This is a genomic window from Pseudomonas sp. Ag1, assembly GCF_000278565.1.
GTDB lineage: Bacteria > Pseudomonadota > Gammaproteobacteria > Pseudomonadales > Pseudomonadaceae > Aquipseudomonas.
Map to the genome: position 1 here is coordinate 37,733 of NZ_AKVH01000092.1, position 21,686 is coordinate 59,418.

17 protein-coding genes are annotated in these 21,686 nt (G+C 56.4%); 8 read left to right on the forward strand and 9 right to left on the reverse strand.

Features of this window, described 5'->3' with window-relative positions; all coding sequences use genetic code 11:
* Positions 1–37: 37 nt before the first annotated feature.
* From A462_RS20725 to A462_RS20710, 4 genes are all read right to left on the reverse strand, one after another.
* A complete protein-coding gene (locus A462_RS20725; RefSeq protein WP_008433936.1) occupies positions 38–1,159 on the reverse strand; it encodes an alkene reductase in 1,122 nt (373 codons plus the stop codon).
* A 79-nt stretch (positions 1,160–1,238) separates the two neighbouring features.
* The gene (locus A462_RS20720) at positions 1,239–2,000 is read right to left on the reverse strand and encodes an SDR family oxidoreductase (RefSeq protein WP_008433938.1); all 762 of its coding nucleotides are present in this window, start codon (positions 1,998–2,000) and stop codon (positions 1,239–1,241) included.
* Between the two features lie 209 nt (positions 2,001–2,209).
* The gene (locus tag A462_RS20715; protein ID WP_008433939.1) at positions 2,210–3,091 is read right to left on the reverse strand and encodes an NmrA family NAD(P)-binding protein; all 882 of its coding nucleotides are present in this window, start codon (positions 3,089–3,091) and stop codon (positions 2,210–2,212) included.
* Between the two features lie 109 nt (positions 3,092–3,200).
* Complete coding sequence (locus A462_RS20710) at positions 3,201–3,842, reverse strand: HD domain-containing protein (protein WP_008433942.1); 642 nt, start codon at positions 3,840–3,842, stop codon at positions 3,201–3,203.
* Positions 3,843–3,945: 103 nt separating this feature from the next.
* Here A462_RS20710 and A462_RS20705 point away from each other — a divergent pair, with 103 nt between their 5' ends.
* On the forward strand, positions 3,946–4,992 hold the full coding sequence (locus A462_RS20705) for a GlxA family transcriptional regulator (RefSeq protein WP_008433944.1): 1,047 nt from the start codon (positions 3,946–3,948) through the stop codon (positions 4,990–4,992).
* 82 nt (positions 4,993–5,074) lie between these two features.
* On the opposite strand, the gene A462_RS20700 is transcribed toward A462_RS20705, so the two are convergent.
* Both A462_RS20700 and A462_RS20695 read right to left on the reverse strand, forming a co-directional pair.
* Positions 5,075–5,908 carry a DUF2182 domain-containing protein gene (locus A462_RS20700; protein ID WP_008433946.1) on the reverse strand — a complete coding sequence of 278 codons (834 nt, stop codon included), beginning with the start codon at positions 5,906–5,908 and terminating at the stop codon, positions 5,075–5,077.
* Positions 5,905–6,573 carry a DUF1326 domain-containing protein gene (locus tag A462_RS20695; protein WP_238544230.1) on the reverse strand — a complete coding sequence of 223 codons (669 nt, stop codon included), beginning with the start codon at positions 6,571–6,573 and terminating at the stop codon, positions 5,905–5,907. The genes A462_RS20700 and A462_RS20695 overlap by 4 nt, the downstream gene beginning before the upstream one ends.
* A gap of 102 nt (positions 6,574–6,675) precedes the next feature.
* Here A462_RS20695 and A462_RS20690 point away from each other — a divergent pair, with 102 nt between their 5' ends.
* Complete coding sequence (locus A462_RS20690) at positions 6,676–7,656, forward strand: GlxA family transcriptional regulator (protein WP_008433949.1); 981 nt, start codon at positions 6,676–6,678, stop codon at positions 7,654–7,656.
* A 461-nt stretch (positions 7,657–8,117) separates the two neighbouring features.
* Positions 8,118–9,416 carry a YiiX/YebB-like N1pC/P60 family cysteine hydrolase gene (locus A462_RS20685; RefSeq protein ID WP_008433950.1) on the forward strand — a complete coding sequence of 433 codons (1,299 nt, stop codon included), beginning with the start codon at positions 8,118–8,120 and terminating at the stop codon, positions 9,414–9,416.
* A 308-nt stretch (positions 9,417–9,724) separates the two neighbouring features.
* On the opposite strand, the gene A462_RS20680 is transcribed toward A462_RS20685, so the two are convergent.
* Both A462_RS20680 and A462_RS20675 read right to left on the reverse strand, forming a co-directional pair.
* The gene (locus A462_RS20680) at positions 9,725–11,758 is read right to left on the reverse strand and encodes a hypothetical protein (protein WP_008433953.1); all 2,034 of its coding nucleotides are present in this window, start codon (positions 11,756–11,758) and stop codon (positions 9,725–9,727) included.
* A 727-nt stretch (positions 11,759–12,485) separates the two neighbouring features.
* Positions 12,486–13,094, reverse strand: coding sequence for an SCO family protein (locus A462_RS20675; RefSeq protein WP_008433956.1), 609 nt, complete (start codon positions 13,092–13,094; stop codon positions 12,486–12,488).
* Between the two features lie 170 nt (positions 13,095–13,264).
* Here A462_RS20675 and A462_RS20670 point away from each other — a divergent pair, with 170 nt between their 5' ends.
* Positions 13,265–14,296: a GlxA family transcriptional regulator gene (locus A462_RS20670; protein WP_032899221.1), complete on the forward strand. Its 1,032-nt coding sequence runs from the start codon at positions 13,265–13,267 to the stop codon at positions 14,294–14,296.
* A gap of 273 nt (positions 14,297–14,569) precedes the next feature.
* On the opposite strand, the gene A462_RS20665 is transcribed toward A462_RS20670, so the two are convergent.
* Complete coding sequence (locus tag A462_RS20665) at positions 14,570–15,148, reverse strand: TetR/AcrR family transcriptional regulator (RefSeq protein ID WP_008433961.1); 579 nt, start codon at positions 15,146–15,148, stop codon at positions 14,570–14,572.
* A gap of 172 nt (positions 15,149–15,320) precedes the next feature.
* Between A462_RS20665 and A462_RS20660 the strand changes: the two genes are divergently transcribed.
* From A462_RS20660 to A462_RS20645, 4 genes are all read left to right on the forward strand, one after another.
* The gene (locus A462_RS20660; protein WP_008433963.1) at positions 15,321–15,599 is read left to right on the forward strand and encodes a LysR family transcriptional regulator; all 279 of its coding nucleotides are present in this window, start codon (positions 15,321–15,323) and stop codon (positions 15,597–15,599) included.
* A 139-nt stretch (positions 15,600–15,738) separates the two neighbouring features.
* Positions 15,739–16,983: a multidrug efflux RND transporter periplasmic adaptor subunit MexE gene (gene mexE, locus A462_RS20655; protein WP_008433966.1), complete on the forward strand. Its 1,245-nt coding sequence runs from the start codon at positions 15,739–15,741 to the stop codon at positions 16,981–16,983.
* Between the two features lie 11 nt (positions 16,984–16,994).
* Positions 16,995–20,186 (forward strand): efflux RND transporter permease subunit, encoded by a 3,192-nt coding sequence (locus A462_RS20650; protein WP_008433968.1) that lies wholly within the window; start codon positions 16,995–16,997, stop codon positions 20,184–20,186.
* Positions 20,186–21,604 (forward strand): efflux transporter outer membrane subunit, encoded by a 1,419-nt coding sequence (locus tag A462_RS20645; protein ID WP_008433970.1) that lies wholly within the window; start codon positions 20,186–20,188, stop codon positions 21,602–21,604. Before A462_RS20650 ends, A462_RS20645 begins: the two co-directional genes overlap by 1 nt.
* Positions 21,605–21,686 lie beyond the last annotated feature (82 nt).

Below are 21,686 nucleotides of genomic sequence, written 5' to 3' on the forward strand. Positions count from 1 at the left end.
CTCTGGTCTGGGGATTTCAATCATCCAAGCGGCAAACCTATCCCGCGTACGGCGGGTAGTCGATGTAGCCTTCGGCTTCGCCCTGATAGTAGGTGCCGCGATCCGGCGGCGTCAGCGGCCAGCCATTTTGCAGTCGCGCCACCAGGTCGGGATTGGAGATAAAGGGTTGGCCGAACGCCGGCAGGTCAATCAGATCGGCTTCGACCAATTCGCGGGCGCGCTCCAGTGTCATGTCTCCAGCCAGGATCAGTGCGGTCGTGTTCAGGCCTTTGCGGCAGCTGCGCAGGAGTGCTTTCAGTGCATCCTCGCGGGCTATCGAGTTCTCGGCTGCCAGGAAAAAGTGTGTTTGATCCATGACGTGCACGTAGGCAATATTTCGTTTGCCCAGACCTGTGCAGAGGGCCATGTAGGTCTCGTCGATTTCCGGGTAGAGCGGCATGTCCATCAACTGGCCGTAAGGCGAAATACGGATGCCCACACGATCTGCGCCGATGCGCTCGCACACAGCGTCCACCACTTCGAAAACAAAACGCAGGCGGTTCTCCAGGTTCTGCGCGCCGTAATGATCGGTGCGGTCGTTGACCAGCGGGTTGAGGAACTGCTCGAGCAGATAGCCGTTGGCGCCATGCAGCTCAACACCGTCGAAGCCGGCCTCTATGGCATTGGCCGCGGCCTGGGCGAAATCGTCGACCACGCGGCGTACTTCGTCGGTCGCCAAGGGACGGGGCGTGGACGTCGGCATAAAACCTGGCTCACCATTCTCGGTGTAGGCGTAGGCCGTAGCGCCATTTGCAGCCTTGCCGGTTGCGCTGACAGGGGCGGCGCCGTCGATTTGAAGCGAGGTGTGGGAGACGCGACCCACATGCCACAACTGGGCGAAAATTTTGCCGCCGACGCTGTGCACCGAATCAGTGGCGAGTTTCCAGCCAGCAATTTGCTCTGGCGTGTAAATGCCTGGGTTGAACAGATAGCCCTGGCCCTCTCGCGAGATAGGCGTACCTTCGGTAACTATCAGGCCAGCTGTGGCGCGTTGGGTGTAGTACAGCGCCGTTTGTTCAGTGGCGATGTCTTGAAAAGCACGGGAGCGTGTCATCGGGCCCATGACAAAGCGGTTCTTCAGAACCAGGTTGCCCAGTTTGAAATCGTTAAAAAGACTCAAGGTAAAATTTCCCGCGTGGAATGTTGACGTTGGTGCAATCAGCAGGCCATCGATGTCTTGATGGCCTGCCGACCCGAGGTCAAGGTTTCGGAAGTGGATGGTCAATGAACATTTGGTTGAGATAGTTCACGACATCGTGTTCGCCCGGGCCTGCGCTATTACGCAGTTGGCGGCCCGCATCAACGACGACCTCGGTTGTCGCAGTCTCTAGCAACGCCATCGTCTGCTCGATGAAGGGCTCCAGTTGCAAGGCGCGTTCGTCACCGCTTTTATAAACGAGGTCGGTGTCAACCCAAGGTGGCGCAATTTCCAGGACGTGCACGCTGGTGTTGCGCAACGCGAAGCGTTGGGAAAGCGAATAAGAGTGGATGGCGGCTTTGGTCGCGGAATAGAGCGCGAACATTGCCATCGGAATAAAAGCAGCCGTGGAACTATTATTGATGATGTACGCCAGTGGCTGGCGTTTCAGGTGTTCGATGAACGCGCCACTGATACGTACCGGTGCCAGCAGGTTCGTGTCGACCAGGTAAGTGGCTTGGGCGTCGTCAAGCGGGCCGGTCACATCGTCAAACGGCATGATGCCGGCGTTATTGATGACGACATTAAGTTTCGGGTATTTATGGATGAGATCCGCCGCGACGCTGGCGATCTGCGCCGGGTTGCTCACGTCGATTTCTACCGAATCCATACCAAGATTGGCCTGGGTGATTTCATCCAGCAGGGCCTTGCGGCGGCCGCCGATAATTACCTTGTTTCCTTTGTTGTGAAAGGCCTCGGCAAGCCCGCGTCCAATGCCAGAAGTTGCTCCTGTAATAAATATAGTATTGCCGCTGATTTTCATTGCAGGTGCCTCTGTGGAGAATTGTGTTTAACAAATTTTTCGTCGGAAAAAGCCTTATTGAATATATTCACGCTTGCCTGATTGAGTTTGGCTGCAGGAAGTGAAGTAACGCTAGCAGCCAATCGGAGGACGCCGGCACACCGTCATTCCAGGAGTTAAAAATGGCGCATGCGAAGACAACAAACACCCAACGCATGCGCCAAAAAACTTCACGGCTCGAACGCTTTTTTATTAGCACGAACAAAATCGCTTATTGTTTGAGGAGGCTGCCCGGTCACCTGGCCAATCACTCCATCTTCACCGGCAAAAATTCCGTTCTGGTAGTCGATAGCAACGGCAAGGAAATGCTGGATCAAAAAGTCCGGCAGGTTATAGGTCTCCAAGTGCTCGCTATATTCTTCAATGGTCGATGGGCTGTAGGTGATAGTTCGGCCCATAACGCTGCTTATTTCATCGGCAATCTCTTCGTGGTCCAGTTCGACCGGGCCATAAAGTGGGTAGGTCTTTCCAATATGACCAGAAGGCTGCGTGAGAACGGTGGCGATAAATCGAGCTTGATCTTCAGCGGCAATCGGCGCGTGTCTTCCTCCACCATATGGCAGCGTGATCTTGTCTTGTTTAACGATCTGATCAAGGACCCAGGGGAAAATCAGCCATTCAGCAAAGAACGTCGGACGGATATGGACGGTCGGCACACCAGACCAGTCGATAATCCGCTCGGCAATCCAATGGTCGCGGGCTGCGAGGCTTAACGAGTCTTCACGCGCAGAAATCTGCGACATTTCCACGACGACCTCGACGCCTGCCCGTTTAGCAGCATCTGCAAAGTAGGCAGTCGCCTGGATATAACCTGGCCGAACGGGGTAACACAAATAAGCACCTGTGATCCCATCCATCGCCCGAACGATGTCGTCATGCTCCAAGAGATCGCCAACAAATATTTCGGCGCCCTCATTCTTTAGTGCTTCGCTACGTCCGTCTTTTTTGTGAACGAAAGCTCGAACCGCGTGCCCTCCGTTGAGGAGATAGCGAATGGTATGCACGCCTGTTTTTCCGGTGGCCCCAGTGACGAGATACTTACGTTGCTGCATGATAAATTCTCCGGTGTTGGTGATACGCACGCTGCTCGGCGGAGGACACTGCGCCAGGTCTTATCAAGACTGAAGTGTCGTAGAGCGTGCTGCTGCGCAACGTCGTTTGTCAGCTGTCGAAGGGGGCGTTATCAATCAGGTCGCACACGTTCGGGCAATCGAATCCATGGATGTGGCGACGTCCGACGTCAGCGAGCCCGGTGCCGATGGCAGTAAAAGGTTTTTTCCGGGCGACTTCGGCAACTGCCTCGGTAAAGGCGGCCTTCATCCCGATACGAGGGTAGAGCGCGAGCGTATCTTCGATCAGCGAAGGCGTGATCTGCTCAATGTTCAGCCCCATAACGTCGACATGGGCACCGAGGTAAATGAGGGCAATCTCCGGCTGTTTGCGGTCGGCGATGCCAGCACTCGAGTGAAGCGCGATTGCATCCCACACGAGTTCAGTTTTCGACTTTGAATAACCGTTCTCAAGCAGGAAGCGGCTAGCGGCATCTGCGCCGTCGACTTCAAAGCGTTGGTCGGCAGAGAATTCGTTTGTCAGTCCCAAATCGTGTAAAAGCGCGGCGAGGTAAACCGTCTCACGGTCGTATTTCATGCCACGTTGTTGGCCCAGGAATTCGGCAAACCACCATGTCCGGTGCACGTGGTGCAGAAGCGCCTTTGTGTGGACGCGCTCGACGAGGGCAGACGCTTTACGGGCGAGTTCAGAGTCTGGAGCACTGAAGCCGCCGATGATGATTGGTGTACTCATGATTGCTTCCTCAGCGTTGAATCGGGTCGAAATTCAGTCTAGGTATTTTTGCTTGGCGTAATTGACTATTTTCGGTCTTTTTGTGCCAATATGCTTATCTCGTATGTGTGGGGAGATAGCCGTGAGCAAGTCAACGAAAGCAAGCCATCCGCTTATCAGTGCCAAGCAAAAGCGAGTGGTAATTTTGGGGTTGCCTCCAGTGGACTCGCTCGATGTGACCGGCCCAGCTGAGGTGTTTGCCTTTGCTAATCGGTTGCATCGCGGTGACACCGCACCCTATCTACTCGAGCTGGTCTCTGCAGGCGCCAACGAGCACCTGGAGAGCAGCACGGGCATCGCGCTGATGGCACACAAGACGCTTGACCAAGAACGTAGTGACAACGAAGCAATTGACACGTTGATCGTGACGTCGGGCTGGAAAGCTCGAGAGCAGGTAGACCAGTCCGCTATTGATTGGATAAGAACGAAGTCCGCGAGTGTTCGGCGGGTGTGTTCGATCTGTGTTGGGGCGTTCGCTCTGGCTGAGACAGGACTTTTGGATGGTCGCAGGGCGACGACTCATTGGCGTATGGCGCGAAGCCTGGCCGATAGCTACCCCCAGGTGCAGGTTGATCCTAATCCGATCTGGGTCAAGGACGGCAACGTATACACGTCAGCCGGTATTTCTGCCGGCATCGATCTTGCGCTTGCGTTGGTCAGCGAAGATTTGGGCGATGAAGTGGCTATGGAGATCGCGAAAAATCTCGTCCTCTTTCTGCGGCGTCCTGGCGGGCAGGCGCAGTTCAGCGTTGCTCTTCAATCACAGCATGTTCCTGGTTCCAATCTGGATGAGTTGTGTCTGTGGATTGCGGAGCACCTGCACTCGGACCTGACAGTAGAAATACTCGCGGACAGGTTCTCCACCAGCGTCAGGACGTTAATCCGCTTGTTCCAACGAGAGTTGCAGACCACGCCGGCGAAGTATGTCGAGGACGTACGAATAGAAGCTGCCTGTCGCTCGATTGAACTGGGTGGACGGTCCATGGAAGAGGTCGCGCGTCGGAGTGGTTACCACAGCGTGGATGTCCTGAGAAAAGCCTTCGTGCGGCGGATTGGCGTAAGCCCGAAGGAGTATGCGCAACGCTTCTCGCCCAATGGCGAGATGGCGTAGTTCGCCGCGATGGACAAAAGACTGGGGCGGCGGCATAAAATGCCGCCGCCCCCCACTACGAAAAACGAATTCACTCCGTAAGTCAGTGCACATGCGGCTTGCAAATGGTGCCTGTCATAGGGTTTTTCAGAAACGGTACTGTGTCGGGTGACAACGCCATCCAGATCCCCATGGCTCCGAGGAACACGGCGATTGGAATCGCGAGCTTATGCCCACCGGGCAGTACCTTTTCAGCGAACATCAACAGGGTCAGCAATGCCATCCAGCTAGGACTCATGACGCCGACAGCGAACATCACCGCCATCATCGCCCAACAGCAGCCCACACAGACCATGCCGTGTCGCGCGCCCATCAGAACAGCCCCGAAATCGCCCCCTCGCCAATATTGAGCGAAAAAAGACAGCGGCGAACGGCATCCCGTAAGGCAAACATTTTTCAAAGCCGAGACCTGGAAGATTCCCGCGATAATCAAAACAGCGCCAGCCCAATAGGGACCAGCGCTATACCACGCAAGAAACTCGAGGTTGAGGGCACGAATCGCATAGTCCAGCAGATAGGCCGCCAGTCCGTAGCCGATCCAGGCGACGCCATAGCCCGCGATGAAGCACGCCATGCGCCGCGTTCGGGCGAGTGATTTTCCTCCACGGGACTTCAGCATGGCGGCAAACGCCGCAATGTAGTTGAGCTCCGATGGCAGCATCATTGCTGTCAACATGACAACCCAGCCAATAAGGTAGGTGGGTAAGCCGTGTAACGGGGTTCCTGGCCCCTCATCCATGTCACCCATGACCACCAGCATTTCGAACCAGGCGGCGAGGCTAAGCGCAACGATAACGATCGTCCAGCCCAGGCCCGCTTGACCCCGCCCGAGCGCAGAAGCTGCGGATCGTGAAGCGGAGAGGACCGATTTCATCATGGTGCGTCCGGTCCGTGCCAGTCGAACGGGATGTGCTTACTCGCTTGGCCGGCCGGGATGTTTTGATCGAACCCAAATGCCTTCCAACGGCCCGCAACGCTCTTGCCCCATGTCACAGCTGCGTCGGTGGGACCGACTTCACTGCCGGGTGGGTTGAAGCTCTGCAGCAGCTTGGTCGGATCGGAGGTCGGCCCCTTCATGGCCTGCCCACTCGCCTCGACCTTGTCATCGACGGTCACCCGCCAGTGTTCGAGCGTGCTCTCGATGTCGACCGAAATCTTTGCAAACTCCACGCCCCGGAGTTCACGCACGTGCGTTGGTACGAATTGTGTCATCCAGCCGCCGGCCTGGCCGGTGAAAATTGCTGCCAAGGCCGCTCGCTGTGCATCGTCGGCGGCAGCGTCGAGGAACACGCCCGCATCCAACCATGCGCCGTCCCAAAGGTTACCGGTGAAGTTGGCGAGCAGGACCACCTTCAGACCTGCCATCGGTGTCGGGCCGTAGTGACCCTCATTGATTCGGTACGCCCACAGCACTTCGCAATGATTGCCTGTGGGAGGTTGAGCGAACGTGCATGGGCACGGTGAGTTGCACGAACAGACATCCAGCCATTCACCTGCAATTCGCCACTCTGGAGTTGCGACTGTTGCTACTTCGTTTGTCATCTCCTACCCCTTTCGTTTGGTGGTGAAACTTTTGACATGATGATTCGCAGGCATGATAGTGTCTCGTGGCGATATCGACATAAACAGGGTAAATACCGACACATGGCCAGACCGCTCACAATTGAAATCGGCATCGTCCTTTTCCCTGGCGTACAGCTTGCGGCCGTGCATGGTTTGATCGATCTATTCGGGGTAGCGGACCGTTTTGCGGCGCAGCATTACAAGGAGACGGGCGTTTTCCTGCAGGTCAGCCAATGGCAGGTTGACGGACCCGGTGGTACACCTGTCAGAGTCGATGAGAAGGCAGGGGAGGCCAGTGGAAACCCAACGGTGCTACTGATGCCACCTCGCTTGGGTACGCAGGTCTCGTCAGAGGAAGCCGCGCCGTTTGTTGACTGGCTGCTCGGCCATCATCGGGCGGGAACGACGTTGTGTTCTGTCTGCGGAGGAGCGTTCCTGTTGGCAGAAACCGGTCTGCTGGCGGGGCGGTCGGTCACCACGCACTGGGACCATGCCGACTTGTTTCGGCAAAGGTTCCCCGATGCGAATCTTGATATCGACCGTCTTGTAATCGATGACGGAGATATCATCAGTGCAGGAGGGCTGATGGCGTGGATTGATCTTGGTTTGAAGTTGGTCGACCGTTTTCTAGGGCCGGTCATCATGGCGGAAACCGCACATTATTTGCTGGTAGATCCGCCCGGCCGAGAGCAGCGCTACTACAGTGCTTTTTCTCCAAACCTGACTCATGGCGACGCCCCGGTTCTGAAAGTCCAACATTGGCTACAGGCGACGGGTGCGAAAGATACGGCCCTTGCGTCGCTGGTTCTGCGCTCCGGCCTGGAAGAAAGAACGTTTTTGCGGCGTTTTCGCAAGGCCACGGGCTTCACCGCCATCGATTATTGCCAGAGGCTGCGAGTTGGGCGCGCGCGTGAGATGTTGCAATTCAGTACGTTGCCGATCGAGGCAATTGCGTGGGAGGTTGGCTACAGCGACCCCGGCGCTTTTCGCAAGATATTTATCAGAGTTACTGGATTGACCCCTGGCGAGTATCGCCAACGGTTTAGCGTCAATCGGATCTAGGATTGATCAATGGGTAATTGCGCAGAATTGCCCACTGTTTTGCATTCGATCTGACCAGTCATTTGCGTCGGATTCGACCCTGCACTTTTCGCGGGAGTGACCGCCAATGAACGGCCGAAAGCAGGCACTTGCCTATCAGCTTTACAATCGACAGCACGTTGTAAATATGCGTCGCGAAGAGAGATCTACAGATTCCTGAACTAGCGAAAAGTCGTATTTAGGGTTGGCACGAAAAGTAGCCGAACGGGGGATTAGGCAAATAAAAGAGAAGCTAGGACCGGAGTTCACTGATTCCTCGTGAGCATTCTGAGCCTGTTTTCAACATGCATGTCCCTACACAGGAACTTTCCGAATAAAAGTGCGGCGGGGGGGGGGCGTGACGTCTTACCGACAGCCACCAAGACGCGCCTCTGATAGCCCATCCGTCATGCTCAACCTTATCAACCCGCGGTGACCTCGATATGCATCAAGTCGATAACAATCAGGATGAACAATTCAACCACATGGCAGTGCGGGCGGGAGACATCATCTTTGTTCTTCCTCGTACGTCAGGAGTCGATGCGATACTCCAATGGGGCAACATCCAAGGTCAACGCATCCTGGCAAGCCTTCGCACTACCGACAAGATCAGCCTGAAACCGATCCTCCCCAAGTTCTCGCATGTGATGCTTGGCGCTGGGGATGGCATCATCATTCACGCCGACGGCACAGAGGTCACACTCCAGGTCGTCTCCGACGCACTGAAGTTCAAGGACAGTACCTACGAGATCTATCGAAATTCCGGTGTTTCTGAGGAAACTGCAAAGAGAATCGCTGAAGCGGGCATCCACTACCTTAAGCAACAGTATGACTTCACCACATACTTCGGCGCGGGCGGTGCTGGCGATGTCACTCAGTTCTGTTCGAGATTGGTTGCCCAGGCTTACCGCATTGTCGGTTTACCCTTGAGCGAGCTTCCAGACCATAAAGTACTGCCCCTTGATCTTCACAGGCGGTGCCAGCGCCCGGACTGGCAAAACATCACAGCAGACTCATTGTTCCCCCAATTGCCCCCGGATACTGACTTGGAAAGCATGAGCATCTCCATAATGGATGAGACGCTCCCGCTGTCGAAATTTCTAAATGAGACCGATAGCCTGGTGCTGACTAACCTCCAACTGCAGGTAAGGGTTCAAGAGGCGCTACACGAAAGCACTCGCCAAATCATGCAAGCGCAGGCTTGCCTCACACAATTCAGCGCGGCCGTATTCAATGAGGTCCGATTGCTACGCGAAGAACCCGGACGCATGGATGAGCAGCATGCCCACCGTATCAAACTTGTTCTTTCCCAGCTCGATAACCTTTTAAATCTCGCTGCACTTCCAGATCTGGAGCTGCTGATCAAGGACAGCATGATCAATAGCGGCGCCGGGGCCGACAAACGTGGAATGTACGCAGGTCTCCCCACGAGCACAGAAACTAGAGACAGGGAAAAAGCGCGAGAAACGATCAGATACCTATCCTACCTACTCATGACCGAAATCGGTCTGCTCAGCATTCTTGCCCAGCACGGCCAGGACGATTCACTTGCCCGGTTCAGCAAGGTCAACCCGGTCTATGTGAGCGCGTTCGCCAACGCTCTACCAGACACGTTAAACGCCATACTCTACAAACCGGATCATGCATTCCCATGGGTCGCCAACCCAGATTACCAAGCGGCTTATCGAGCGACATACTCAAATGTCATCAGCGCAATCAGATGCATCTACCCTGGCGTGTGACCTTACAGCCGGTGTTGTACCGGACTTCGGTGTAACGACTTGCTGAGGCTCGCGATACGCTTGTTCGCCGATATTACGTCAATCACGCGGCGCAGCGGGTGTGCGACGGCCCGCTGCAACTCGCCAACTTAGCCCGGGCGCTGTTGTTCGATCATCCGTTGGAAACCCAATTGCAGGCGGCGGTGCGCCTGCAAAGGCTTGTCAGGAATGCGGAGCGGGAAGCCGAGTGGTAGGGAGTTTGGTAAGCTCAAACGGATGAAGAACCTTACACTCACGCCACACCCAGCACGACCGTGCCTCGTCAGCAATCACAACTCCCAATGAGGAGTTGGGCCGGGAAGTTCAGGGTAGTGCTCGCCTGTACAACTGTTAAACAAAGCCTTCAACGGCTTGAGATTAAGATCGATATCTGGGTCAAGATAACTACCGCTGCCATCATCAACGGTCAATCTGTAGTACATCAGATCCAGTGCAGAGCGGGCCGCAGGCCCGAGATCCACCTGGAATTGACAGATGTATGCGACGAATGCTTGAACATCTTGGCCGTAGTGGACCGGCGTATTTGGCATCACCTCACTCACAAATAGTGGAAGGAACTTGGCGGCATCGCCAGAGGTGACAAGGTCGTGAATGAAGTTCGGCGAGAGATCCGGTGGGTACCATTTCGAACTTGATTCTCGGGCTCTCCACGAGCCGGCGAATTGCACCATTTTGCTGTTAGACAACTTCCACCAACCAGCCATGAACACAGCATCCCGGAACGCCTCACCAACACTCGCCAGGCACTTCCTCTCCAAGAAGCCATCAATCGACGCAATCGTCTCTTGAAAACCGACGACCGATCCAACGTTCCACTTATCCCACGTCTCCAGAACGCGCAAGGCATGACCCAAGCTATTCATTTCGTCCGCCCCCGACATCCAAGCCACGTAATGAAGGACAACTTTTTCAATTGCCAGCAGTGCGTCATGCCTCGAAGAGTCGAGCAGATCACGCATGCCTCCCAGGCTAAGGGAGTGAATGATCAACTGTCCGTCCCGATCCTCCACAATTTTGTTTTTCTTGAGGAACGCGACGAATTGTCGTGGAGGCCGTCCTTTCGAAAGCGCCTTCACCGACTCAAGTAATTGTATGAATTCGGACTCATCCAAATGCTCAAACGACTCAAACAAAACCCAACTGGCAGCCACATAGGCCGTGTGGCCCGCCATCCACTCTGACAGGATTTCCTTAGCGTATCGGCCTGATACCACGCTGCCGGCACGTTTTATTAAGTCCATGACATCACTGTCCGCAGAGTGCATCGCCGTCCATGGTTGATCCTCAAAAAGCAGATCCCTCAATGCCTCCGCCCATGCTTCCAAGGTGTCATGGGCGGTCTCGGAAAGCAGCGTTCCGAAGAGGTCGAGTTCAGCGGGGCTTCTTAACTCCGAAAGGATTTGCAACCGAAACCCTTGCGCAACGTGTAAGGCTGAGGGCTGCTTCGAGAGGCGGTACGTAACGATGTCCCACAACGTTCGCTCCGTATAACTTTCCAGAGAAAGTGGTACTACGAACCGCTCAAGTTGCTGCTGCGTCATCAAATCGACGTCGTCATACACATCATTACGAGATGTGATGATGAACCTTTTATCTGCGCTCGCTGTACTGATGATCCGTGACAAATCATGCGTCATGTCACTGCGCCCCCTGTTGTCGCTGACCCCCCAAGGATCGGAGATGACAAACAGAGCGGGGCCAGGCTCCTGCATTCGACGCTCGATTTCGCCGGGCGAGGTTCGCTCATAATGAATTATGAACGGCACGTCGTAGCGACGATGGAGTCGGACTAGATACGAAGCCAGTGAAGATTTACCCATGCCTGGAGGCCCGACCAGCACCAGTACGTTTCGCTCCGAGAGGAGCGCCTCGAGGTGTGCCACTTCGTCTGGCGGAAAGTAACCAAGTATGGGGTCGTTATCGAGTACTCCTCCGCAGGTTTTAAGCGTTGATTCCAGCTCCGCCAAAGCGAATCCACCGGCAAGATCGCCCAGCAACCGCTTTCTAATTTGCGATTTGAGTGACACCAAGCACTTATCGAGCAAAACATGCGGCACTTTACCAACACGCGACATAAGATCCTTAGTCCGGAAAGCGATAAGCTCTCGGGTGACTGCAGGCAAGATCGCCAGGCGACCCAGCAGCGCGGGGGCGCATGACTTCAGCTTATTGTCCAGGAGACCAATGGGGTTCCTGTTAGCACTACTGTCAAGCAGCGACGGAGTAACGAGATGGAATATGGCGGAGTCCACGCCCGCATCCGTCACGAGCACATAAGTCGTGTCGAGACGCTGGATCAACATTTCCAAGGCACGTATACGGGGTGCTGGACCACTTCCCTTGCGTTCACGGGGTCGACCATTACCCACTACGTCACTCAACGCATCCTTGGTCCATGGCGCTGTACTACGAGTTTTGAACTGCAGCACCAAGCGCCTAGTAGAACTCACAGATAAAGTCACTGACGAACTGGACTCGTCAGCATTGATGGCAAGCTCCAGATCCTCGGCACTCTGAGGTTCAACATCTATGGCGTCGCAGCGCTTTGCCTCGAGCATCAAGTGAAGCGCGACCCAAACGGTTGCTTCGATCTGATACTCAAATCCCCGGTATCCGGGTAGTCCGTTAGTAGATTTGTTCGGCAAAGCTGAAACGCTCCGGGTCAATGTTACGCGCATACCCTCAGTGATTGTGCGAAACCGAGCGGCGATCAGGCAAGGCCTAACGGGCGTTTAAGCGGAGTTTACGGGTTGTAAATGGGTATTCCGAGCCTGTTTTTAACGCAGCATGATTGTCACGCAGGCACTTTTCGTCCAAAACCTAGCGACCAAGCCAAAATCACCTGCGTCAGTCTGGTCTTTTTCATTCAGGGTTCAGGGTTCAGGCAGGTGAACGCCCTGAAGGAAAAACTACCTGTGAGCCATGCGCTTCGAGGCCCGGACGCTCTAAAGCGTGGCGGCTTTAATCGTCATGCCTTCCAGTTTCGACGGTTGCGCTTCCAAACGTTTATCTATCGATGGGAGCGCCGGATCATTCGCAGATCTCCATGAGGTTCAGCAAGTCTTCCGCGCACTCTTGTGCAGAAAGCGATTGAGAAAGACCGAGCCGCAGCGTTCCCCTGTAGTCATAAACAAAGCTGGTGGTTGAGTGAGACAGTGTGTACGTCGATCCGCTGGAAATTTTCTCGTAGACGACATTGAACTCTTTCGCGGTGGCGGCCGTTTCCTTCGGCGTGCCGTAAAGGGCGACAAATGACGGATCAAAGGATTTGACGTAGGCATCCAATATCGCCGGCGTATCCCGTTCGGGGTCTAAGGTGACAAATACAAGCTGGAAACGCTCACCGTCTTTGCCCATCATCTTTTTGATTTCTGCCGCGCGAGCCAAGGCAGTGGGGACGATCGAAGGGGATTTGGTAAAGCCAAATATCACCATTGGCATCATGCCGCGAAAGCTTGAGAGCGACGTCTCATAGCCGTCGGTATCCGTTAACTTGAATGTGCGCCCAAGTATCTGATCACTCAGATCCTTGCCGTACTTGTACAGCGGCCTACCTCCAGAATCGCAGCCGGCCAGTAGGCTGAGACTCAATACTCCTAAGCCTGCAATAACCTGGCGGCGACTTACCAAAACACTCATTCGTCTAGGCTCGTTCGGTCACTGGTACGGTGTCGAAAAATGCCGGTCACTCGAATTTTGCTCCTAGAAAATGAAGTCGCCAGATGTTTACGTGTCTTTCAGTTTGGCAATATTAACTATTTACAACGATTTGTGCCAATATGCGCCCATGACAAAGGCGGGAGCGGGCCGTGAAGAAAAAGACCAATGCAACTCATCCAACTGTAGGTCGGACGCAAAAACGAGTGGTGATTTTGGCTATGCCGCCCATAGATGCGCTCGACGTGGTTGGACCCGCAGATGTGTTCGCCTTTGCGAATAGTCTGTACGACCGGGAGGATGCCCCCTACGTACTTGAGTTGGTTTGTTCGGATGCTAATGAACATCTGGAGAACAGCACTGGCTTCAAACTCACTGCGCACAGGACGCTTGCGCAAGAGCGCCTCGAAAACAAAGCAATCGACACGTTGATCGTGGCTGCGGGCTGGGAAGTAATGGGTCAGCTTGATGAGGCGGCTATCACTTGGATTGGCTCGCAGTCCGAGACGACGGTGAGGCGCCTGTGTTCGATAAGTGTAGGTGCGTTCGCACTTGCCGAGGCAGGAGTCCTAGAGGGGCGTAAGGCCACGACGCATTGGCAGATGACGCGCGCGCTGGCTGAGCGCTATCCAAATGTGCAGGTTGATCCAGATCTGATCTGGGTCAAAGACGGTAATGTGTACACGTCGGCTGGCACATCCGCCGGGATCGATCTTGCGCTGGCATTGGTCAGCGAGGATTTAGGCGATGACGTCGCTTTGGACATTGCGAAAAACCTGCTCCTGTTCTTGCGGCGTCCTGGTGGACAGGCGCAGTTCAGTGTCACCAGTCGGTCGCAGGATGTACCCGGTACGAATCTGGGTGAGCTATGCCAGTGGATCAGGGAAAATTTAAATTCGGAACTGTCAGTCGAAGCACTGGCCGGCAGGCTCTCCACAAGCATCAGGACGTTATTACGCATGTTCCAGCAAGAGCTGCAAACTTCGCCGGCAAAGTACGTCGAGGACGTTAGGGTGGAAGCAGCCTGTAGAGAACTTGAGCTTGGAGGGCAGTCGATATCAGAAGTCGCGCGTCGCTGTGGTTACCACAGCGTGGATGTCCTAAGAAATGCATTTGTGCGACGTCTTGGGGTTAGCCCTACTGAATACGCACAACGCTTCTCCCGAAATGGCGAGTTGACCTAAGCGTTGTAAATAGTCAGAGCTTTAGGGGCTTGTATCTCTACCAGTTTCCCATTGTCGTTTATGCCAATGGACTCAGCGTCGTCATTGGATTGTTCGGCAGTGCAGTCCAGCAGGTGATACTGCAATCCAGCCCACCCAAGTAGTTGCCGAGCCATCTAACTTAATCTGCCGCTAGTCGATCAGACGCCCTCGTTTCAGAGGTGTTTCGCGAGAATCTTCGATCAGGGCTGAGGATGGTTTTAGTTTGTCCCCGTATGAAAAATTTGAATGGCGCTACGCAGCCCGTTCTTTTGGTGCGGGAGCAGTAGGCCAAGCACTGATCACCGACTGCAGAAACTGCTCGGATAACTCAGGCTTGTTCAACGCCCTGGCAATCAGCATGGCCCCTGCGATCGATGACAGGATGCGCAGCGATTCCAGATACTTCTCGTCATGGCTTTCCCCATCGACCAACGCCATCAACGTTTCGATCAAGCGTTCGACGCCTTTGGTGAAGGAAACACTGACGGTCCCACCCGTGCGGGCCACGTCGGCGCCCAGCGCGGGGATAGGGCAGCCCTCGGTCCAGTTATCAAGATGCGCTTGCGTCAAGTAACCCTTGATCAGTTCGGGAATGGATTTGGCGTTTTGCCAGTCCTGGATATTGGACTCGAACGTCCGACTGACGGCCTCTGAGGCTAGTTGTTCCTTGCCGCCCGGAAACTGTCCGTAGAAGCCGCCATGGGTCAGGCCCACGGAGCGCGACAGTTCACCAATGCCGATGCCATCGATGCCCTTTTCCCGATACAGCCGGGACGCAGCCGTGAGGATCGCTTCTTTGTTCGCGGCGGCCTGGTCTTTTGTGACTTTCATGAGACTGCTCCTGTAGCCCAGTCGATTGCACTTGGGAAAAGCGTCGCTGAGAGGCTGGTATTTATTATGGTCGTCATATAAGGTCGTTGCAATGGCTTTGCCCGAATCGACGCAAGTCTGTCGGATCCCGAGCCTGTGACTCAAGTTGAAAATCTCTACGTGGACCGGACTCATGAATCGTAATGATCTGCGCGGTATCGATCTGAACCTGTTGGTGGTGTTCGAGGCGCTCATCCAGGAACGTAATCTCACCCGCGCCGCGAAGCAATTATCGCTGGGCCAGCCTGCGGTCAGCGCGGCGCTGGTGCGTTTGCGCAAGCTGTTCAACGACCCTTTGTTCGAGCGCATCGGTCGCCGGATGGTGCCCACTAAGCGAGCGTTGAATGCTGCGCAGGCGTTGGGGCCGGCGCTGGATTCCGTTTGTACCGTGCTCACCAATACCAAGGTTTAAGCGGGATCGATCCTTTTTTACCCTTAAACATGATGGTCATCATTATTGGTGATAGCCAACTTCACTCCGTTCAATTCGTCGCGACCTCGCGCGACGCCGAGAATCCGGAAATTCCCAAACCGTCTGGCGGACACTACCTATGGAACAGTCACTCAAACCTTTGCGTTATCCCCTTGCTGCACTGGCGCTGGTAGTGCTTACCGCGTGTGAACGCACACCCAATGCCGCCCAGGCGCCGGGTGCGCCGCACGTCACCGTGGCCAAGGTGCTGGAGCAACCCATTACCGAATGGGACGAAGTCACCGCCCGCCTGGAAGCGCCGGAAACCGTCGAGGTTCGTCCTCGGGTAACCGGGCAGATTGATCGCGTAGCCTTTAACGACGGCGCGCTGGTGAAGAAGGGCGATTTGCTGTTCCAGATTGACCCACGCCCGTTCGAACACGAAGTGCATCGCATCGAGGCGCAGCTGCAACAGGCGCGCGCCACCCTGGTCCGCACCGGCAACGAAGCGCAGCGGGGCCAGCGCTTGTTGAGCAGTAACGCGATCTCTGCCGAGCTGGCCGACACCCGCACCACCACCGCGCAGGAAGCCCGGGCCGGGGTCGATGCCATTCAGGCGCAGTTGGACCTGGCGCGCTTGAACCTCAGTTTCACCCGCGTCACTGCACCGATCAGCGGCCGCGTCAGCCGGGCGGAAATCACCGCTGGCAACATCGTGACCGCCGACACCACACCGCTGACCAGCGTGGTCTCCACCGACAAGGTCTATGCCTATTTCGACGCAGACGAACGCATGTTCCTCAAGTACAGCCAACTTTCCCGCCAGGGGCAGCGCGGTCAAGCCACGCCGGTGTACATGGGCTTGTCGAACGAGGAGGGCAACAGTCACCTCGGGCAGATGAACTTTGTCGACAACCAGGTCAACCCGAAAACCGGCACCATCCGTGGTCGCGCGGTGTTCGATAACGCAGACGGCCAGTACACCCCCGGTCTGTATGCACGGTTGAAACTGGTGGGCAGCGCCGCCTATCCCGGCCTGCTGATCAAAGACGAAGCGGTAGGCACCGACCTCGGCAAGAAATTCGTGCTGGTGGTCGATCAGGACAACAAAGCCGTGTATCGCAGCGTCGATCTCGGACCGAAACTGGAAGGCTTGCGCATCGTGCGCAGTGGTCTGCAAAAAGAGGATCGTATCGTCATCAACGGCCTGCAGCGCGTACGTCCCGGTGCGGTGATCAGTCCTGAGGATGCGCCAATGGCCAGCCCTGAAGTCGTGGCGATCCTGACGCAAAAACGCCAGGCAATCGAAGCCTCCAATCCACCGGTTTCTGCTAAATCACCTGCGCTGGTGAAAGCCGAATCAACCGCTGCGCCTCGCGGATAAGGAGCACCGATATGAAGTTTTCCCAGTTCTTTATCACGCGACCGATCTTCGCGGCGGTGCTGTCGCTGCTTATCCTGATTGCCGGCGCGATCTCGCTGTTCCAGTTACCGATCAGCGAATACCCAGAAGTGGTGCCACCCACCGTGGTCGTCCACGCCAACTACCCCGGCGCCAACCCGAAAGTCATTGGTGAAACTGTAGCGGCGCCTCTGGAGCAAGCCATCACCGGCGTCGAGAACATGTTGTACATGTCCTCGCAATCCACGGCGGATGGCCGACTCACCCTCACCGTGACGTTCGCCCTGGGCACTGATCTGGACAACGCCCAAGTCCAGGTGCAGAACCGTGTGACCCGCACCGAACCTAAGCTGCCCGAGGAAGTGACGCGTATCGGCATCACTGTCGACAAGGCGTCTCCGGAGCTGACGTTACTGGTGCATTTGGTATCGCCGGACAAGCGCTACGACATGCTCTACCTGTCGAACTACGCGATCCTCAACGTCAAGGATGAGCTGGCGCGTCTGGACGGTATTGGTGACGTGAAGATGTTCGGTATTGGTGATTACTCGCTGCGTATCTGGCTCGACCCGAACAAGACCGCTTCGCGCAATCTGACCGCGACCGACGTGGTCAACGCAGTGCGTGAGCAGAATCGTCAGGTCGCCGCCGGGCAACTGGGTTCGCCGCCTGCACCGAATGCCACGAGCTTCCAGATGTCGATCAACTCCCAAGGGCGGTTGGTCAGCGAAGAAGAGTTCGAGAACGTCATCATCCGCAGCGGTCCGGACGGCGAAATCACGCGCCTGAAAGACATTGCCCGGGTCGAACTGGGTTCCAACCAGTACGCCTTGCGCGCCTTGCTCAATAACGAGGAAGCGGTGGCGATGCCGATCTTCCAGCGCCCGGGCTCGAATGCAATCGACATCTCCAACCAGGTGCGGGCGAAGATGGCGGAGCTGAAGAAAAGCTTCCCGGAAGGCATGGACTACGAGATCGTTTATGACCCGACGATCTTCGTGCGCAGTTCGATTGAAGCCGTGGTGCACACCTTGTTCGAAGCATTGATCCTGGTTGTGCTGGTGGTCATCCTGTTCCTGCAAACCTGGCGCGCGTCGATCATTCCGTTGGTCGCAGTGCCGGTGTCGCTGATCGGTACGTTTGCCGTGATGCACCTGTTCGGGTTTTCGCTGAATGCGCTGTCGCTGTTCGGCCTGGTCCTGGCGATCGGGATCGTGGTCGATGATGCGATCGTGGTGGTGGAGAACGTCGAGCGGAACATCGAGTCGGGGCTTGAACCGGTCGAGGCGACCAAAAAAGCCATGGGCGAGGTGACCGGTCCGATCATCGCTACGGCGCTGGTGCTGTGTGCGGTGTTTGTGCCCGCAGCGTTTATCTCGGGCCTGACCGGGCAGTTTTACAAGCAGTTCGCACTGACCATTGCCATCTCGACCGTGATCTCGGCGTTCAACTCGCTGACCTTGTCGCCGGCGTTGGCCGCCGTGTTGCTCAAGGCCCACGGCGCGCCGAAGGACCGTTTCTCCAAAGTGCTGGATCGCCTGCTGGGCGGCTGGCTGTTTAAACCGTTCAACCGCTTCTTCGATAAGGCCAGCCATGGCTACGTGATTGCCGTGGCCAAAGTCATTCGTGGCAGTAGCGTGGCGTTGCTGGTTTATGCCGGCCTGATCGCGATGACGTACCTGGGGTTCAGCACCACGCCCACCGGTTTCGTTCCGACTCAGGACAAAAAGTACCTGGTGACCTTCGCCCAGTTGCCGGACGCCGCCAGCCTGGATCGCACCGAAAACGTGATCCGCCGCATGAGCAGCATCGCCATGAACGAGCCGGGCTTCGACAGCGCCGTGGCCTTCCCGGGCCTGTCGATCAATGGCTTCACCAACAGCCCGAATGCCGGCATCGCCTTCATCGGTTTGCGACCGTTTGATGAGCGTAAGGATCCGAGCCTGTCCGCCGGGGCGATTTCTGCATCGCTGAACGCCAAGTTTGGCGGCATCCAGGACGCCTACATTGCGGTGTTCCCGCCACCGCCGGTTCAAGGCCTGGGCACCATCGGCGGGTTCCGCTTGCAGATTGAAGACCGGGGCAACCTTGGTTACGACGAACTGTACAAAGAGACCATGAACATCATCGGCAAGAGCCGCAGCGTTCCGGAACTGGCCAACCTGTTCACCAGTTACACGGTCAACGTACCGCAGGTCGAGGCCGCCATTGACCGGGAAAAAGCCAAGACCCACGGCGTGGCGATCAACGACATCTTCGACACGTTGCAGGTGTATTTGGGCTCCTTGTATGCCAACGACTTCAACCGTTTCGGGCGGACGTATCAGGTCAACGTGCAGGCCGAACAACAGTTCCGCCAGGAGCCGGAACAGATCGGCCAATTGAAAGTGCGCAATGACCACGGCGAGATGATCCCGCTGGCTACCTTCGTCAAGGTCAGTCCGAGTTCGGGACCTGACCGCGTCTCGCACTACAACGGTTTCGTCACCGCCGAAATCAACGGCAGTGCCGCGCCAGGCTACAGCTCCGGCCAAGCCCAGGCGGCGATTGAAAAGCTGCTGAAAGAAGAACTGCCGAATGGCATGACCTACGAATGGACCGACCTGACCTACCAACAGATCCTGTCAGGCAACACGGCGTTGCTGGTGTTCCCGCTCTGCGTGTTGTTGGCGTTCCTGGTCCTGGCGGCGTTGTATGAAAGCTGGAGCCTGCCATTGGCTGTGATCCTGATCGTGCCGATGACTCTACTGTCGGCGATTGCCGGGGTGATCATTTCCAAGGGCGACAACAACATCTTTACCCAGATCGGCCTGATTGTGCTGGTTGGCCTGGCCTGCAAAAACGCGATCCTGATCGTCGAGTTCGCCAAGGACAAACAGGAGCAGGGCATGTCGCCGCTGGACGCGGTGCTGGAGGCTTGCCGCATGCGGTTGCGGCCGATCCTGATGACCTCGTTCGCCTTCATCATGGGTGTGATTCCGCTGGTGACGTCCAGCGGTGCCGGCTCTGAAATGCGCCGGGCGATGGGGGTTGCGGTGTTCTCCGGGATGCTCGGCGTAACTTTCTTCGGCTTGCTGCTGACGCCGGTGTTCTTCGTTTTGATTCGTCGCTCCATTGAGCGCAAAAACGCGCGCAAGGTCGCCAAGGTTCACCCAACAACCGCATTGAATCCGGAGGCACACTGATGAACACCTTGAAGCTTTTTTTACCCAGCCTTTTGGTCGTTGCGCTCGCCGCGTGCACGGTCGGTCCCGACTACAAGACGCCTGACACCGCGCCGGCCACTATCGTGTCGATCCAGGGCGGGCACTACGATCAATCGCGGTTTGAAACGGTGTGGTGGCAGCAGTTCGATGACCCCACGCTCAACCAGTTGGTGAGCAAATCCCTGGAAGGCAACCGTGATCTGCGCGTGGCCTTCGCCCGCTGGAAAGCGGCCCGGGCGATTCGGGATGACGTCAGCAACGACAATTTGCCGGTGGTTACCAGCCGCGTCAGCAGCCAACAAGGAAAGGGCCAAGTGCCCGGCCAGACCGAAAACCGGGTCCATCAGGAACGCTACGACCTGGGGCTGGACATGGCCTGGGAAGTCGACCTGTTTGGCCGGATCCAGCGCCAACTGGAATCCAGCGACGCCCAGGAAGACGCCGCCGCAGCGGACTTGTATCAGCTTCGCGTGACTATGATCGCCGAATTGGTGGATGCCTATGGGCAGCTGCGAGGTGCGCAACTGAGGGAGAAAATCGCCTTGGCGAACCTGAAGAATCAGCAGGATTCGCGCAATGTGACGGTCAGCCTGCGTGATGCCGGCGTGGGCAATGAGCTTGACGTGGTGCGTGCCGACGCCCGTCTGGCGGCGGTAGAAGCCACGGTCCCGCAACTGCAAGCGGAGCAGGTGCGGCAGAAAAACCGCATCGCCACGCTGTTGGGCGAACGCCCGAATGCATTGAGTGTTTCGTTGAGTCCCGCCGAGTTGCCGGCCATCGCCAAAGCGCTGCCGATCGGTGATCCCGCTGAGCTGCTGCGCCGGCGTCCTGATGTGCTCGCCGCCGAGCGCAGGTTGGCGTCGGCCACTGCGGAGATTGGGGTGGCCACCGCCGACTTGTTCCCGCGGGTGAGCCTGAGCGGCTTCCTCGGCTTCACCGCCGGCCGTGGTTCACAGATTGGCTCCAGCGCCGCCCGGGTTTGGAGCTTGGGTCCGAGCATTACCTGGGCGGCATTTGACCTGGGCAGCGTGCGGGCCCGCATCCGTGGTGCCGACGCCAATGCCGAAGGCGCCCTGGCCACCTATGAGCAGCAAGTGCTGCTGGCGCTGGAAGAATCTGAAAACGCTTTCAGCGACTATGGCAAACGCCAACAGCGTTTGTTGTCGTTGATCAAGCAGAGTGAGTCGAGCCGTGCCGCCGCCGACCTTGCCGCGATTCAGTACAAGGAAGGGACGGTGGATTATCTGGTGTTGCTGGATGCGCAGCGCGAGCGACTCAACGCCGAAGATGCCCAAGCTTTGGGTGAAACCGATCAGTACCGCGGCATCGTCGCGATCTATAAAGCGTTGGGAGGAGGGTGGAATAGTGGCGGTGGAGACGTTGCGGCGATTTACTGAATAGATCCTAAAAAAGCCTTGAGATTTTTAGTATAAATCTTGCGCAATGCAGCGTAGTTAGAGCAATCCGAACGGGCAACGC